We start from the raw sequence: 13,405 nt of genomic DNA, 5'->3' as shown, positions 1-13,405 counted from the left end.
CCGCGGCGATGGAACTGACGCGACGCGACGCCCTGGCCGCGCTGGCGGCGAGCGGGGCGCTCGTCGCCGGCGGCGCGTCGCTGACCTGGGATCGGCTCAGTCGCGCTGACGGGGAACACGGGGAGGGCGAGTCGGCCGCGTTCGACGGGGAGGAGGTGGCGACGCTCGTCGCGGTCGCGACCGTCCTCTACCCGTCGGCGGCGACGGGCGTCCCGGAGTTCGTCGAGACCTACGTCGTCGGGCGGATTCGCGACCGGCCGGCGTACGCGGCGGGCGTCCGGGACGTCCTCTCGACGCTCGACGCGTCCGCCGAGTCGTGGTACGGCGGTCGGTACGCGACGCTCGACGACGGCGACCGGGACGGACTGCTCCGGGAACTCGGCGTCGCCACCGCGGAGCCGAACCCCGACGGGACGGACGCCGAGCGCCTGCGGTACTACCTGGTGAACGAACTGCTCTACGCGTTCTACGCGTCGCCGACGGGCGGGCGGCTGGTCGGCATCGAGAACCCGCAGGGGTATCCCGGCGGGCTCGAGAGCTATCGACGGGGGCCGAGGTCGTGATCGGGGGGAGCGAGCGGCGATGAGCGACGGGAGCGGCGGGAGCGACGGGACCCGCGCGGGAACGGGCGGGGAGGCGGACCGCCGACCCTCGGGACGGGTCGACGTCTGCGTGATCGGGTCGGGACCGGCGGGCGCGCTCGTCGCCGCGACGCTCGCCCGGCGGGGGCGCGACGTGGTCGTGCTGGAGGCGGGTCGGCGGTTCGACCCCGCAGAGCGCCTGCGGCAGATGGAGCGGAGCATCCGCCCCGGCGGCGGGTCGGTGTGGGAGATGGGCGGCGCGCGCGACGCGTTCACCTCGCCGGGGGAGCGACGCTACCCGCTCAACGCCGCCCGGGTGAAGGGCGTCGGCGGGTCGACGCTCCACTGGCAGGGGATGGTGATGCGCCTGCACGAACTCGACTTCGAGCGGCGCACCCGCGAGGGGGTGGCCGACGACTGGCCGATCGGGTACGACGACCTCGCGCCGTACTACGCGCGGGCCGAGCGCGAACTCGGCGTCGCCGGCGCGGTCGACGACCCCTTCGCGCCGCCCCGGGACGGGCCGTTCCCGATGCCCGCCTTCCCGCCCTCCTACGGCGACTCGCTCTTCGCCGACGCCTGCGAGCGACTGGGCGTGGCGATGCACTCCGTGGGCAACGCCCGCAACTCGGAGGCCTACGACGGGCGCGGCCCGTGCGTCGGCTACGGCACCTGCAAGCCCGTCTGCCCCTCCGGGGCGAAGTACACCGCCGAGGTCCACGTCGCCGAGGCCGAGGCCGAGGGGGCTCGCGTCGTCGACCGGGCGGCGGTCCAGCGCCTCGAACACGGCGACTCCGGCGAGGTCGTCGAGGCGGCCGTCTACGCCACCCCCGACGGCGAGGAGCACCGACAGGAGGCCCGCCGGTTCGTCGTCGCCTGCGGCGGCGTCGAGACGCCCCGCCTGCTCCTCCTGTCGGCGTCCGACCGGCACCCCGACGGCCTCGCCAACTCCAGCGGGCTCGTGGGACGCTACTTCATGGATCACCTGTTCGCGGGCGTGGGCGGCCGGCTCGACGAGCCGACGCGGCAGAACCACGTCGGGTTCATCACCAGCGAGTGCCACCAGTTCTACGACGATCCGGGCCGCGCGACGCGCGGGATCCCCGGAACGGACGCCGACGTGGGGAGTATCAAACTGGAGTTCCTCAACTACGCCGGCCCCTCGCCGGTCGAAATGGCCCTCGGGGCCGAGGAGTGGGGCGACGACCTGCTCTCCGTTCTGCGGGAGGCGTACGGGAACGAGATCGCCATGGGGGCGCTGGTCGGTCAGCTCCCCCGGCGGGAGAACCGCGTCGCGCTCGACCGCTCGCGGACCGACGACCACGGCAACCCCGTGCCGGCGATCCACTGGCGGATCGACGACCGGACGAAGCGCACCATCGAGCGGGCCAACGAGATCCAGCGGGCGATCCTCTCCGAACTCGGCGTCGAGATCACCTGGACCGTCGGCCCCGAGAACACCGGTCCCGCCTTCCACCACATGGGGACGACGCGGATGGGGACCGATCCGGAGGAGAGCGTCGTCGACTCGACGCTTCGGACCCACGACCTCGACAACTGCTGGATCGCGTCGAGCGGCGTCTTCGTCACGAGCGGCGCGATGAACCCCACCCTGACGATCGCGGCGCTGGCCCTTCGCGTAGCGGACCACGTCGACGAGACGCTCTGAACGTTCAGAGCGCCCGGGCGACGGTCAACGCAGTTTCCGAACGCGCTCTTCGAGGCCGACGCGGACGATCGACGTCGCGATGGCCGCGCCCCCGGAGAGGGGGTCGAGCGTCGTCTCGCCCGCCCGCTCCCCGTACTCGATGGGGAGTTCGCGGACGGCGTACCCGCGCACGACCGGCCTGACGAGGAGTTCGGCCGACAGCCCCGTGTTCTCCGTCCACTCGATGCGGTCGACGACCTCCCGCCGGTAGGCGCGCATGCCGGTCGTCACGTCGTGGAGGCGGCGACCCGCGAGCAGACTGGCCAGCAGCGCGAACGCGCGGTTCCCGAGCCGGTTCACCGGCGGCATCGCCCGCGCGCCGTGGTACAGGCGGTCGCCGCTGACCACGTCGTAGCCCGCGTTGATCGCGTCGAGGAAGTCGGGGAGGCGCTCCATCGGGTAGGTGTCGTCGCAGTCGACCGTGACGACGACCGGCCGGGTCGCGCTCGCGAGCGCCGCCTCGACCGCCACGCCGTAGCCCCGCGGTCGCTGCTGGACGACGCGCGCGCCGCGCTCGCGGGCGATCTCCGGCGTCCGATCCGACGACCCGTCGACGCAGACGACCTCGGCGCGACCGTCCGTCACGCGCGCAACGTCGTCGAGGACGGTTCCGATCGCCGCCTCCTCGTTGTACGTCCCCATGACGACGCTCACGTCGTCGAACGTGTACGTCTCGGTCCGCCCGCGATCGAGTGTCAGACTCATTACCCGAGGGTTCCCGGGGTCGAACTTGAATGTTTAGGTTTGCCAAAAACTCCTGTCCGTGACGGTGAGGGTCCTCGACGGGAGAATCGAGGGGAAATCGAACCGTAACGCGCCGTCACCGCGAGCGAGTCGTCCCGGCGCGGGAATCGGCTCCCTCCTCCGCCTTCCCCCTCCGGGTCGCCTCGTCCCCGTCATCGCTCGTCACCCCGTTCTCATTCGTCACCTCGTTCTCACTCGTCTCCCTCTCCCCGCTTGCGCTCGCCACCGCTCCCCGCCCCTCGCTCGCCCGCTCGTCGGTCCCGGGGTCGGGTCGGCGGCCGCCGGTTCCGCCCCGTCCGTCGCGTCCCCCGCGGCGGTCGCGTCCCCTCTCGGTGCGCGCGTCGAGACGGCGACGGAGCCACGCGACGGCGGGACCCGAGAGCCGGACGCTCCCGACGGCGAGGACGACCCCGGCGAGGACGTCGGTCCCCCAGTGGATGCCGAGGTACATCGTCGAGACCACGACGCTCGCGGCGAGGACGACGGCGACGGGGACCCAGCGCGGGTAGCGGTCGCGCGTCTCCCAGGCGAGCAGGGCGACGGTCACCGACAGCGAGGTGTGAAGCGAGGGGAAGACGTTGGTGTTCGTGTTCACCTCGCTCGTGAGCAGTTGCGAACTCGGGTACGTCGAGTAGAGCAGCGGTTCGACGAGTTCGGGCATGACGTTCCGCGGACCGTAGGAGATGAACAGCGTGTAACAGATCAGCCCGATGGCGTAGTTGAGGCTGTAGGCGACCGCCGTCCGCTGGAGCGCCTCGACCCGTTCGAGCGCGACGTACGCGACGAGCGGGAAGACGAGCAGGAAGACGTAGCCGTAGACGTAGACGAACGAGAAGTACGCGGTGAGCGCCGGCGTCGCGACCGACTGGACGGCGGCGACGAACGCCCCCTCGACGTCGAGGATCGTCCCCGTCACGTTCCACCCGATGAGCCAGGACACCTCGGGGCCGTAGTCCCGCGCGACCTTGTTCACGAGGAGGACCCCGACCAGCAGACCGAGCCCGGGCGCGGCGTCGCGCAGGCGACGGGGGGCGTCGCGCGCCGTCGCGACGAGACGCGCCGGCCCGACGAGGAGGAGCGCGGCGACCGCCAGCATCGAACCGGAGACGACCACGACGCTCGCGAGGACCTCACCCAGATCCATCGTCACCCATGGAGGAGGCGGCCCTCCCGGTATCGGTAGCCGGCTTCGACGAACTGTGCTCTGGCCCGCTCGACGTCGAGGTCGCCGTCCTCCCCGACGAACGGGAGGATCGGGGCCTCGCCGTCCCACGCCAACTCGGGTGCGACGCTCCCGGTCGCCGCGAGCGGGCTGACCGCGGGGGCGGCGTAGCCGTCGAAGACCGACTCGACGAGGGCCGCCCGGTCGAGCAGGCGGGCGACCGCCCGTCGGAACCGGACGTTCGACAGGGGCGCGCGACGCGCGTTGTAGCCGACGTGGTAGAACGACGGCGAGCGGCGGGCGAGCAGTGAGAGCGCGGGCGCGCGGCCAATTTCCGGTGCGACCGACGAGCCGAGCGCGCCGGCGACCACGTCGGCCCGTCCCTCCGCGAGCAGTTCGACCGCCACGGAGTCCGAGGGAACGGGGTACAGCTCCAGCCGGTCGAACGCGGGGCGCCCCCCGACGGCCGCGCCGAGGTCGCCGTCGACCCGCTCGAGGAAGTGCCCCCCGACGCGCGAGAGGACGAGGCGCTCGTTCGGTTCGACCGCGTCCACCCGGAGCGGTCCGCTCCCGATCGGACGGGAGTTCCCCCAGACGAGCGCCTCCGTCGTCCGCGCGCCGACCGACACGCCCGCGACCGTCGCGGGGTCCGTTCGCTCGCGCCAGACGTGCCGCGGAAGCACCGGGACGGTGAACGCCCGCTCCGCGACCGACGGCGCGACCGCCTCGAAGTCGAACTCGACGACCCGCTCGCCGACCGCGCGCACGTCCGCAACGAGCGACCCCTCGCCGCGGAACCGCCCCGCCGGAACGGGGGCCTCCGCCTCGCCGAGCGAGGTGTCGTCGAGGAACCGGTAGGTGAACGCCACGTCGCGGGCGGTGACGGGACGCCCGTCGTGCCAGTCGGCCCGCCGGAGGGTGACCCTCGCCCGACAGTCGCCGTCGCCCCCGGTCCACTCCCACTCACGCGCGAGCCAGGGGCGGACCTCGCCCCGGTAGGGGCGACCCAGCGAGTCGTACACCAGTCCCAGGACCGTCCCCCGGTCGCGGTGTTCCGCCGCGAGCGGGTTGAGGTTGTTCGTGGCGCGCGCGTCGCGGAGCAGGGCGCGGAGGACCGTTGGACGGGTGGCTTCGGCCCGATCGACCGCGAGGAACCCGAGCGGTCCCGTCGGCGGCGTCCGCGTCCACCCCGTGAACCGATCCCGCCGCGCCGCGACGATGTCGTCCGGAAACGCCACGACCGTGAACGGTTGCGCCTCCGCGATCGCCGTCTGCAGGTCGGCGAGGGCCGCCGACCGGGCCGCCCCCTCGCGGCGACGCTGTTCGTCGAGCAGTTCGTCCACCGACAGGTCGGTGTAGCCGAGCGGGTTCTGCCAGCCCCGCTCGCCCGCGTACCGCGAGTGCAGGAACGGACGCAGGAAGTCCGGATCGCGGCCACCGGGATGGGGCGCGACGTAGAGGTCGAAGTCGTGGTTGACGAGCAGGTCGCGGAGCAGGGCCTCCTCCGCCATCGGCAGCAGTTCCGTGTCGACGCCGACCGCCTCCAGCGCGCCCGCCAGCGCCCGGGCGATGCGAACGGCGTACGGATCGGCGTCGGTCGGGAGCGTCTTGATGCGAAGCGAGAGCTGTTCCGCCCGCTCCCGCCCCGCGGTGTTCCAGACGCCCTCGAGACAGCCGGCGGTGGCGGCGAGCGAGGCGCTCGCCGCTCCGCCGATCACCCGCCTGCGCGTCGTTCGTGTGCGCGCTGATTCGCGAGCCATAGTCTGTCGTCCCCCCGAACTCTCCTGCTGAAGCTCCTTCTCGAGACATATAACGTGACCGATATAGTTCTATTGAGACGGTCACGACCGCCGAACGCATCCGCTACGCGGTCGGCGACGGAGCGCCGAGAGGGGCCGCCGGACGCGGGGATCAGGACAGCGTGAGCAGGATCGGGACGCCGAAGACGACGGCCATCCCGACGAGCGCGACGACGAACCCGGTCGTCACCTGCCCCGTCGTGTAGGGTCCCTGCGGGGCCGTCTGGCGCTCGTCGGGGCGCGGTTCGGGCGTGTCGCTCTCGTGGTGCTCGTGTTCCGTGTCCACGCCGACGTCGCCGGCGTCGCTGGGACTGTCGCTCATGTCCACGACTCGTCGGGGCGCGTACTTTGCCTTGTCGGAGTTACAGTCCGCCACGCGCGAACGATGGTTTTTGGTACCACGTGACGAACGCCGACGCATGCCCGTACCCGGTTACGACCCCGAAGATCTGGACCGCCTGCTGCTCGACCGACTGGGAGACCGCGAGCCGGCGGACGTACTCGACGAGGAGGGACGGCGGCGCTACGAGGCGGGCGCGGACCTCGTGGACGTGCTCGACGAGGCGACCGTGCGCGAGTTGCTGTCGAAGTCGGCGTCGAGGCGAGAGTAGCGAGCACAGCGGGCGGACCACGGCGTGACACGCTGTCGAAACGGTGAAACCCGCCACCCGCCAAGCGGGGGTAGATGCTGACCAAGCGGATCATCCCGTGCATCGACGTGGACCTGGACGAGGACGGGAACGCGGCGGTCTACACGGGGGTCCACTTCGAGAACCTCAGGTACACCGGCGATCCGGTCGAACTGGCGAAGAAGTACAACGAGGCGGGCGCGGACGAGTTCGTCTTCCTCGACATCACCGCGAGCGCGGAGGGCCGAGAGACGATGCTGTCGGTCGTAGAGCGCGTCGCCGACGAGTGCTTCATCCCCCTCACGGTGGGCGGCGGCATCCGCACCCGCGAGGACATCAAGGAGACGCTCCGCGCCGGGGCTGACAAGGTCTCCATCACCACGGGCGCGCTCGAGCGCCCCGAACTCATCACGGAGGGCGCGAGGGCGTTCGGCAGCCAGTGCATCGTCATCAGCGTCGACGCCCGGCGACGCTTCGACGAGGCGGGCGAGCACTACGCGCGGGTCGACGGCGAGTCCTGCTGGTTCGAGTGCACCAAGCGGGGCGGCCGAGAGGGGACCGGCGTCGACGTGATCGAGTGGGCGCGAGAGGCCGAATCGCGCGGGGCGGGTGAACTGTTCGTCAACTCCATCGACGCCGACGGCACGAAGGACGGCTACGACGTCCCGCTCACGAGAGCGGTCTGCGAGGCCGTCTCGACGCCGGTCATCGCCTCCTCCGGCTGCGGCGGCCCCGAGGACGCCTACGAGGTGTTCACCGAGGCGGGGGCGGACGCCGCGCTCGCCGCCTCAATCTTCCACTTCGAGGAGTACACCATCGGCGAGGTCAAGGAGTACCTCGCGGAGCGGGGCGTGCCGGTCCGCCGCTGATCGATCGGGGCGGATCAGATCTCCGCTTCCACGCCCGCGACGCCCCGACGAGCGCGGACGAGTTCCGATCCGAGGACGCAGAGCACCAGCGCCGTGAGGCCGGCGAGCAGGATCGACGGGGGGAGGCCGACGCCGACGACCCCGACGAGGAGGAACGCCGCCGCCGCGCCGAGGCGGACGGCGGCCGTCGCGCCGGCGACGGGCTGTACGGCCGCCCACTGGACCACGATCAGGCCGAGCAGGAAGACGCCGAGACCGCCACAGAGGACGATGCGCGCGCTGGTCGAGAGCGCCGCACTCGCCGCCGCCGCGTCGATGACCGCGCCGATACCGACGCCGGTGGCGACGATGCTGGCGAACAGCGCGAGGTGGCCGTATCCGTAGACGAAGGACCTGGTGAGGCCGCGGGCGTCGCTCACGAGCGCGCGGTCGATCACCGTCGCGTCGGAGTACTCGAAGTAGAGCCACCACAGGCAGACGGCGACGACGAACCCACAGGTCGCGGCGAGGGCGGGCGCGAGCGCCCACTCGACCTCGGCGGTACCCGCGGCGACCGCGACGATCGCCTCCCCGAGGACGATGATCGTGAAGAGGCCGAAGCGCTCGTCCATGTGCGACACCTGCGCCGGCACGTCGGGGAGCGTGACGTAGACGACCGGCGAGGAGAGCGCCTCGACCGCGAGGCCGATCGCCCAGAGACCGAAGCGCAGCGGCTCCGGGACGGCCAGCGAGGCGACCCAGAGGGCGAGTCCGAGCGAGTAGCCGGCCGCGAACCGCCGCGCCAGCGTCCGGGCCTCCGGGGTGGTGCTGGCGGCGAAGAGGTAGAGGCCGACCGACAGCGCGCGGAGCGCGAGGTAGACGAGGACGTACCCGACCGACCCGCCGTGGAGCGCGCCGTGGAACGTCACCGACCAGACGACGACGCCGAACATCGTGGCGAGCGTGGCGAGGGGGTAGACCGCGTCCCCGTCGTCGAAGACGTCACCGTAGTAGCTGTGCGTGATCCAGACCCACCAGACGGGGACGAACAGCGCCGCGAACTCGACGATGCCGCCGGGCGTGAGGTTCTCCGCGAGGAGGTGTCCCAGTTCGGCGACCGCCACGACGAACACGAGGTCGAAGAACAGTTCGAGCCACGTGGCGTGGCGCTCCGGGTCGGACTCCGCGTCGTGCAGCGCGGGCGACGCGAGCGACGCGAGGGCGGAGCGGAACATACGGTTCGTATGCCACACCACCGCATAGCCTTGGGCGACCGAACGGATCGGTCGCCTTCGAAACCTGTCGCGTCCTTCACTTTCACCGCGCTAGCCGCCCCCTTTTACCGGTCGAACCCCTCTCTCTACCTGTCTCCCCCGGATCACACGCGGAGACCAGAGACGACTCGCCGCAACCGCCGAGACTCGTTGTAGACGGCCGCGCCGTATCCCGGGGAGACGCAGCTACGAGTGCGTCGTCGGGGCGGACTTCCCCCGAGGTGCCCGATCCCAGGTGCCCCGCCGCGACGCCGCGTTTCCGACGGAGAATCCCGATGTCCACGAACGATCACTGCCCACGAAGAGCGACGCGTCCCGTCCCGCCCGTCTCCGGTCCGCACGCGGGCTACGACCGGTACGGTCGCCTCGACCACTACTACTGGCGCTGCGAGCGGTGCGGCCTCGAAGCGACCGACCCGACCCTCGAACGGGGCTGTCCGCGGTGCGAGGAGGGCCCCGATGCCCGCTGAGCGCGCCTCGCCGAGCGCCGGCTGGCGCGAGGTGTACCGCGCGATGGACGCGCCCGAGCCGACCGACGAGGACGGAACGTCGGCGCGTTCACATCGCGAGCGTCGTGCGGCACGGCTCTCGGACGCGACGGTCGCGCGCGACTTCGACGACGGTCCGGAGGTACGACGCGGAGAAGAGCGACGATCGCGCGTGACCGGACACGGACCGTAGTACCGGTCCTCGGAACGGATCTCGAATTCGGGGCGTGAGCGCCGTTGACCCGGCGTACCTCGTTCGTTCTCCAGGTGCCTCCGTCAGCTAATCAGGCCGAGCGCCAGCGCGCCGAAGAGCGCGGTGAGGACCAGCGTCAGCCCGAACAGCCAGCCGGTCTTCCGCTGGACGACGAGTCCGACGCCCGTGACGGCACTCCCGACCGCCCCCAGCGCGAGGAGTACCTTACCCAGGGGTAGTTGGAGTCCCATACGTTACTCGTTACACCACGGACAGGTCAACGTTGCGCCACCACTGCCGAGGAGAGCCGAGACGCGAGCGGCGCACGCCCGGGTCGACCCGACTGGTGTCCGGCCACGGGACGTGGCGACCGCGCGGCGACGCCGCGGGCTGCCCCTCGCTACTCGACGCGCAGCGCGAATCCCCACGTCGCCTCCCACTCGGGGTCGTCGAGCCCCCGCTGCTCGTCGCGGGCGACGGCGTACGCGCTCTCGAATCTGAACTCGCCGGTCGGGAGGCACGCGTCCGCGTCTCCGCCTCCGTCGCGATCCGCCGCCCCCCACACGCCGAGGTCCCGCGAGATCGACTCGCCGGCGTCCAGCGCGAGCAGCCGATACTCCGCGGTGACGGCGATCGGTTCGGCGAGCGTCCAGCACCCCGAGCGGATCGCCTCGTACCGATCCGCCGGTCCGGGGAGCAGGACGAGGCGTCGGTCCGACGAGCCGACGTACTCGAACAGCACCGCCCGCCCCTCGCCCACCTCGACCGCGTGGTCCGCCTCGTTCGTCAGGGTGACGCGGAGCCGCGGCGGACGCTCGTCGGTCGCGTCGGCGTGGAGCACCTCGACCGCGGGGCGGACGGGGAGGTCGGGCGGGTCGTCCACGCCCGCGAGGGAGACGGCGGCACGCGGCGCGTCGGTCGGGGGGGCGTCGCCGGACGGTTCGCCGTCGGTTCCGTCGCGGGTACCCGAATCGTTCCCGTCACCCCCGCCACCACCGTCGCCGCCGGCCGCGCCGGACGGCCGCGAGAGGCACCCCGCCAGGACGCCGGCGAGGGTCGTCGCACCGAGTCCGAGGGCGGTTCGTCGTCGCATGGATCGGAGGACGGCGGACGAGGGCAAAAGGCCGCGCTAGGATCAAACGGTCGTTTGATGGCCGTCCGGGGACGGAAGCGGTTCACTCGGACAGCGCCCTGCTCGTCAGCTTCGGAAGGAGACCGCGGGCGAATTGAACGAACAGCGCGAGCAGGATCGGCCCCAGGAAGAGCCCGACCCAGCCGAAGACCATCGTCCCGAGGACGTACGCGAGCAGGACGAGCCCGAAGTCGAGGTCGCCCGCCGAGAGGTACGACCGGATGAAGTAGTCGGGGACGGTGTCGACGACGATCAGCGAGACGACGAAGAAGAGGGCGGGAAACCACAGCGGCGTCTCGCCCGCCAGGGCGTCGAACAGGAGGAGCGCCGTGTACGGGAGGTAGACGATCTTGATCCCGACCGCGGGGACGAGCGTCCCGATCCCGATGAGCGCCCCGAGCAGGACGGGATACGCGATGCCGCCCGCCGGGACGAACCGGTCGATCAGGAGGTAGGTGACGGCGGCGATCGCGCCGGTCGTGACGATGGTGAGGAGGTTCCCGAAGAAGAGCGTTCCCAACTTGTCGTCGACGCCCTCGGCGAACGTCAGCAGGTCCGGGTCGTGGTCGGCGATCCGACGGAACCAGTCGGCGATCCGCCCGTCGTCGCGCAGGAGGTAGAACAGGTAGACGAGCGCCAGGAACAGCCGCCCCAGGACGGCGAGGACCGTCCCCGCGACCGTCACGACGAATCCGAACCCCCGCCTGAGGACCCGCTGGGCCAGGGGACCGAGCGTCCGCTCCGGGCGCTGGAGCATCGCGACGATCGCCTGCAGGTCCCGCTGCCGGACGACGTGCAGGTACGGTTGTAACAGCGATCGGTACCGATCCAGCCCGGCCGCCAGCAGCGCCCGGTCGAGTTCCTGGACGGCGACGAGGAGACCGTACCCCGCGACGGCGAGGACCGGCAGCGTGAACAGCAGGACGGTCGCCGTCACCGCGAGGTCCGGGTGGTCGGTCCTGGCGGCCAGTCGCCGGTAGATCGGACGCGAGGCGTAGTAGGCGAAGAGGGCGAACACCAGGGAGCCGAAGAACTGGAACACCGCGTACGCGACGGCCGCGGTGATCGCCGCACCGAGCGCCCAGAGGACGGCCGTCCGAGTGTCGACGTCGAAATCGGTGCGCGAGAGCATGGGTGACAACAGGCGAGGGAGCGTCGACCTCGACCGGCGAGTCGTTCGCCCCGGCGACGTTTCAGCGCGGTGCCCGCGATTGCAGGCCGAGCGCGAACGGTTCGCCTCCCGGTTCGCGCATTCACGGCGAGAGCATGAGGACGGCGACGAGCGTGGTCGCGAGCGCGACCGGCGTCCCCACGAGGACGACCCGGAGGACGGGGATCTCCACGTCAGCGCCGCTTGCCTGTTCGAGCACGATGAGCGTCGCGGCGCTCGCGATCGGCGTCGCGTTCCCCGCGAGCGTGCTCACGGCGGCGAGGACGAGCCAGCCGTCCGGCGTCGAGACGGCCGTCGAGAGCAGGACGACGGCGGGGACGTTGCTCACGAGGTTCGAGAGGACGAAGGTGGCCGCGGCGAGTTCGAACCCGCCGCCGACGCGGGCGAGGGCGTCGGTGACGACGGTCCCCTCCAGCGCGCCGACGAGGACGAACATCCCGGTGAACAGCACGAGCAACCCCCAGTCGATCCCGTCGAGCACGACGTCGCCCGGTATCTGTCGGGTCGCCTGGAGCCAGGCGACGTGCGCGACGCCGAGCGAGGCCGCCACCGCGCCGGGGTCGAGGTCGGGACGGACGACGAGAACGGTGAGGGTCGCTCCGAGAAAACAGAGGCTCGCCGCCGCCCCGGTCCGGTCGAACGCGGGCGCGTCGACCGGGGCGAGCGTCAGACCGCGCGGCGTGAACGGCACCAGCGCGAGCGCGGCGACGACGAGCGCGACGGCGGCGACGGGCGCGAGCGCGGCGATGAACTCCGCGGCCGAGAGTCCGCTCCGCGAGAGGACGTACGCGTTCTGCGGGTTGCCGAGGGGCGTGGCGACGCTGCCGACGTTCGCGCCGAGGACGACCGCGAGGAGCGTCGGGACGACGTCCACCTCGGTGTCCGTCTCCGCGAGCGCCCGGAGCAGGATGGGCGTGAGCAGCAGCACGACGGCGTCGTTGAGCGCGATCGCGCTCAGCACCGAGGCGAGGACGAGCGTCCCGAGCGTCAGCCGGCGGACCGTCCCGGCGAGCGCGACGAGGCGGGCGGCGCACCAGCCGTAGAACCCGCTCAGCGCGAGCGCCTCGACGTGGACCATCATGCCGAACAGCAGGAGGAGCGTCCCCGCGTCGACGGCGGCGAGCGCCCGTTCGGTCGAGATCGCCCCGATCGCGAGGACGAGGACCGCACCGCCGGCGGCGGTCGTCGGCCTGTCGAGCGGGTAGCCGCGCACGCGGCGAACCGCGAGCAGGACGAACGTTCCGAAGACGACGAACAGGGCGAGACCGTCGTCGGCGGTGACCGTGAGGGGACCGGCGAGGACGCCGATGGTTCGATCCCCGATTCAGGCCGCCGACTCGAAGGCCTCGCGGAAGGCGGTCGACTTGTCCTTCACGTTCTGCGCGGCGGCCTCGAGCGCGTCGAGCGGGTCGACGCCCCCCTCGGTCTTGACGGTGAGGATGGGGTCGGTCTGCCCCCCCGACTGCTCGGGGTTCACGTCGTAGGTCGCGGCGGCGACGCCCTCCGTCTCCAGGAGCGCCCCCTTCAGTACGTTCATGAACGTGTGGTCCTCGCCGGCGATCTCGATCGCGAGTTCGGTCGGTTCGTTCTCGATGACCCGGAGTTCCATACCTCAAGGTCGGCCAAGCCGCGTTTCAACGTTTCGAAGGCGACGGTAGAATTACGACCCTCGCCAA

At 71.8% G+C, this 13,405-nt stretch carries 15 protein-coding genes and 1 pseudogene; 6 read left to right on the top strand and 10 right to left on the bottom strand.

Features of this window, described 5'->3' with window-relative positions; translation table 11 throughout:
• The first annotated feature begins 8 nt into the window (after positions 1 to 8).
• Positions 9 to 563 (top strand): gluconate 2-dehydrogenase subunit 3 family protein, encoded by a 555-nt coding sequence (locus NKI68_RS14615; protein ID WP_254543845.1) that lies wholly within the window; start codon positions 9 to 11, stop codon positions 561 to 563.
• A gap of 19 nt (positions 564 to 582) precedes the next feature.
• A complete protein-coding gene (locus NKI68_RS14610) occupies positions 583 to 2,250 on the top strand; it encodes a GMC family oxidoreductase (protein ID WP_254543844.1) in 1,668 nt (555 codons plus the stop codon).
• Between the two features lie 24 nt (positions 2,251 to 2,274).
• On the opposite strand, the gene NKI68_RS14605 is transcribed toward NKI68_RS14610, so the two are convergent.
• From NKI68_RS14605 to NKI68_RS14590, 4 genes and pseudogenes are all read right to left on the bottom strand, one after another.
• Complete coding sequence (locus NKI68_RS14605; RefSeq protein ID WP_254543843.1) at positions 2,275 to 2,994, bottom strand: dolichyl-phosphate hexose transferase; 720 nt, start codon at positions 2,992 to 2,994, stop codon at positions 2,275 to 2,277.
• A gap of 355 nt (positions 2,995 to 3,349) precedes the next feature.
• Positions 3,350 to 4,177 (bottom strand): annotated as a pseudogene (locus NKI68_RS14600) (phosphatase PAP2 family protein); the annotation flags it as partial.
• A 2-nt stretch (positions 4,178 to 4,179) separates the two neighbouring features.
• On the bottom strand, positions 4,180 to 5,955 hold the full coding sequence (locus NKI68_RS14595) for an ABC transporter substrate-binding protein (RefSeq protein ID WP_254543841.1): 1,776 nt from the start codon (positions 5,953 to 5,955) through the stop codon (positions 4,180 to 4,182).
• A 151-nt stretch (positions 5,956 to 6,106) separates the two neighbouring features.
• On the bottom strand, positions 6,107 to 6,316 hold the full coding sequence (locus NKI68_RS14590; protein ID WP_254543840.1) for an OadG family protein: 210 nt from the start codon (positions 6,314 to 6,316) through the stop codon (positions 6,107 to 6,109).
• Between the two features lie 97 nt (positions 6,317 to 6,413).
• On the opposite strand from NKI68_RS14590, the gene NKI68_RS14585 reads away from it, so the two are divergent.
• Positions 6,414 to 6,605, top strand: coding sequence for a DUF8027 family protein (locus NKI68_RS14585; protein ID WP_254543839.1), 192 nt, complete (start codon positions 6,414 to 6,416; stop codon positions 6,603 to 6,605).
• Between the two features lie 74 nt (positions 6,606 to 6,679).
• The gene (gene hisF / locus NKI68_RS14580; protein WP_254543838.1) at positions 6,680 to 7,492 is read left to right on the top strand and encodes an imidazole glycerol phosphate synthase subunit HisF; all 813 of its coding nucleotides are present in this window, start codon (positions 6,680 to 6,682) and stop codon (positions 7,490 to 7,492) included.
• Positions 7,493 to 7,506: 14 nt separating this feature from the next.
• Here the strand turns inward: hisF and NKI68_RS14575 are convergent, their stop codons facing one another.
• On the bottom strand, positions 7,507 to 8,706 hold the full coding sequence (locus NKI68_RS14575) for a low temperature requirement protein A (RefSeq protein ID WP_254543837.1): 1,200 nt from the start codon (positions 8,704 to 8,706) through the stop codon (positions 7,507 to 7,509).
• A 314-nt stretch (positions 8,707 to 9,020) separates the two neighbouring features.
• Between NKI68_RS14575 and NKI68_RS14570 the strand changes: the two genes are divergently transcribed.
• Both NKI68_RS14570 and NKI68_RS14565 read left to right on the top strand, forming a co-directional pair.
• Positions 9,021 to 9,215 carry a DUF8118 domain-containing protein gene (locus NKI68_RS14570; RefSeq protein WP_254543836.1) on the top strand — a complete coding sequence of 65 codons (195 nt, stop codon included), beginning with the start codon at positions 9,021 to 9,023 and terminating at the stop codon, positions 9,213 to 9,215.
• Positions 9,205 to 9,426 carry a hypothetical protein gene (locus NKI68_RS14565; protein ID WP_254543835.1) on the top strand — a complete coding sequence of 74 codons (222 nt, stop codon included), beginning with the start codon at positions 9,205 to 9,207 and terminating at the stop codon, positions 9,424 to 9,426. The genes NKI68_RS14570 and NKI68_RS14565 overlap by 11 nt, the downstream gene beginning before the upstream one ends.
• Before the next feature lie 83 nt (positions 9,427 to 9,509).
• Here NKI68_RS14565 and NKI68_RS14560 read toward each other — a convergent pair whose 3' ends face one another.
• The 5 genes from NKI68_RS14560 to NKI68_RS14540 form a co-directional block, all read right to left on the bottom strand.
• Positions 9,510 to 9,677 (bottom strand): hypothetical protein, encoded by a 168-nt coding sequence (locus NKI68_RS14560; protein WP_254543834.1) that lies wholly within the window; start codon positions 9,675 to 9,677, stop codon positions 9,510 to 9,512.
• Positions 9,678 to 9,826: 149 nt separating this feature from the next.
• Positions 9,827 to 10,519, bottom strand: a complete 693-nt coding sequence (locus tag NKI68_RS14555; protein WP_254543833.1) for a hypothetical protein — start codon at positions 10,517 to 10,519, stop codon at positions 9,827 to 9,829.
• 82 nt (positions 10,520 to 10,601) lie between these two features.
• The gene (locus tag NKI68_RS14550) at positions 10,602 to 11,690 is read right to left on the bottom strand and encodes an AI-2E family transporter (RefSeq protein ID WP_254543832.1); all 1,089 of its coding nucleotides are present in this window, start codon (positions 11,688 to 11,690) and stop codon (positions 10,602 to 10,604) included.
• A 121-nt stretch (positions 11,691 to 11,811) separates the two neighbouring features.
• The gene (locus tag NKI68_RS14545; RefSeq protein ID WP_256562688.1) at positions 11,812 to 12,960 is read right to left on the bottom strand and encodes an SLC13 family permease; all 1,149 of its coding nucleotides are present in this window, start codon (positions 12,958 to 12,960) and stop codon (positions 11,812 to 11,814) included.
• Between the two features lie 93 nt (positions 12,961 to 13,053).
• Positions 13,054 to 13,338 carry a DNA-directed RNA polymerase subunit L gene (locus NKI68_RS14540; protein ID WP_254543830.1) on the bottom strand — a complete coding sequence of 95 codons (285 nt, stop codon included), beginning with the start codon at positions 13,336 to 13,338 and terminating at the stop codon, positions 13,054 to 13,056.
• Positions 13,339 to 13,405 lie beyond the last annotated feature (67 nt).

Source organism: Halomarina pelagica (assembly GCF_024228315.1).
In the GTDB taxonomy this organism is placed as follows: Archaea; Halobacteriota; Halobacteria; order Halobacteriales; family Haloarculaceae; genus Halomarina; species Halomarina pelagica.
Note: the sequence above shows the minus strand (reverse complement) of the source record. Positions and strands in the feature narration are given on the sequence as shown.

Coding starts and splice junctions, on each gene's coding strand:
- NKI68_RS14555 (WP_254543833.1), bottom strand. CDS start 10,519: ATGCGACGACGAACCGCCCTCGGACTCGGTGCGACGACCCTCGCCGGC.
- NKI68_RS14610 (WP_254543844.1), top strand. CDS start 583: ATGAGCGACGGGAGCGGCGGGAGCGACGGGACCCGCGCGGGAACGGGC.
- NKI68_RS14540 (WP_254543830.1), bottom strand. CDS start 13,338: ATGGAACTCCGGGTCATCGAGAACGAACCGACCGAACTCGCGATCGAG.
- NKI68_RS14575 (WP_254543837.1), bottom strand. CDS start 8,706: ATGTTCCGCTCCGCCCTCGCGTCGCTCGCGTCGCCCGCGCTGCACGAC.
- NKI68_RS14560 (WP_254543834.1), bottom strand. CDS start 9,677: ATGGGACTCCAACTACCCCTGGGTAAGGTACTCCTCGCGCTGGGGGCG.
- NKI68_RS14585 (WP_254543839.1), top strand. CDS start 6,414: ATGCCCGTACCCGGTTACGACCCCGAAGATCTGGACCGCCTGCTGCTC.
- NKI68_RS14590 (WP_254543840.1), bottom strand. CDS start 6,316: ATGAGCGACAGTCCCAGCGACGCCGGCGACGTCGGCGTGGACACGGAA.
- hisF (WP_254543838.1), top strand. CDS start 6,680: ATGCTGACCAAGCGGATCATCCCGTGCATCGACGTGGACCTGGACGAG.
- NKI68_RS14565 (WP_254543835.1), top strand. CDS start 9,205: ATGCCCGCTGAGCGCGCCTCGCCGAGCGCCGGCTGGCGCGAGGTGTAC.
- NKI68_RS14550 (WP_254543832.1), bottom strand. CDS start 11,690: ATGCTCTCGCGCACCGATTTCGACGTCGACACTCGGACGGCCGTCCTC.
- NKI68_RS14605 (WP_254543843.1), bottom strand. CDS start 2,994: ATGAGTCTGACACTCGATCGCGGGCGGACCGAGACGTACACGTTCGAC.
- NKI68_RS14570 (WP_254543836.1), top strand. CDS start 9,021: ATGTCCACGAACGATCACTGCCCACGAAGAGCGACGCGTCCCGTCCCG.
- NKI68_RS14595 (WP_254543841.1), bottom strand. CDS start 5,955: ATGGCTCGCGAATCAGCGCGCACACGAACGACGCGCAGGCGGGTGATC.
- NKI68_RS14615 (WP_254543845.1), top strand. CDS start 9: ATGGAACTGACGCGACGCGACGCCCTGGCCGCGCTGGCGGCGAGCGGG.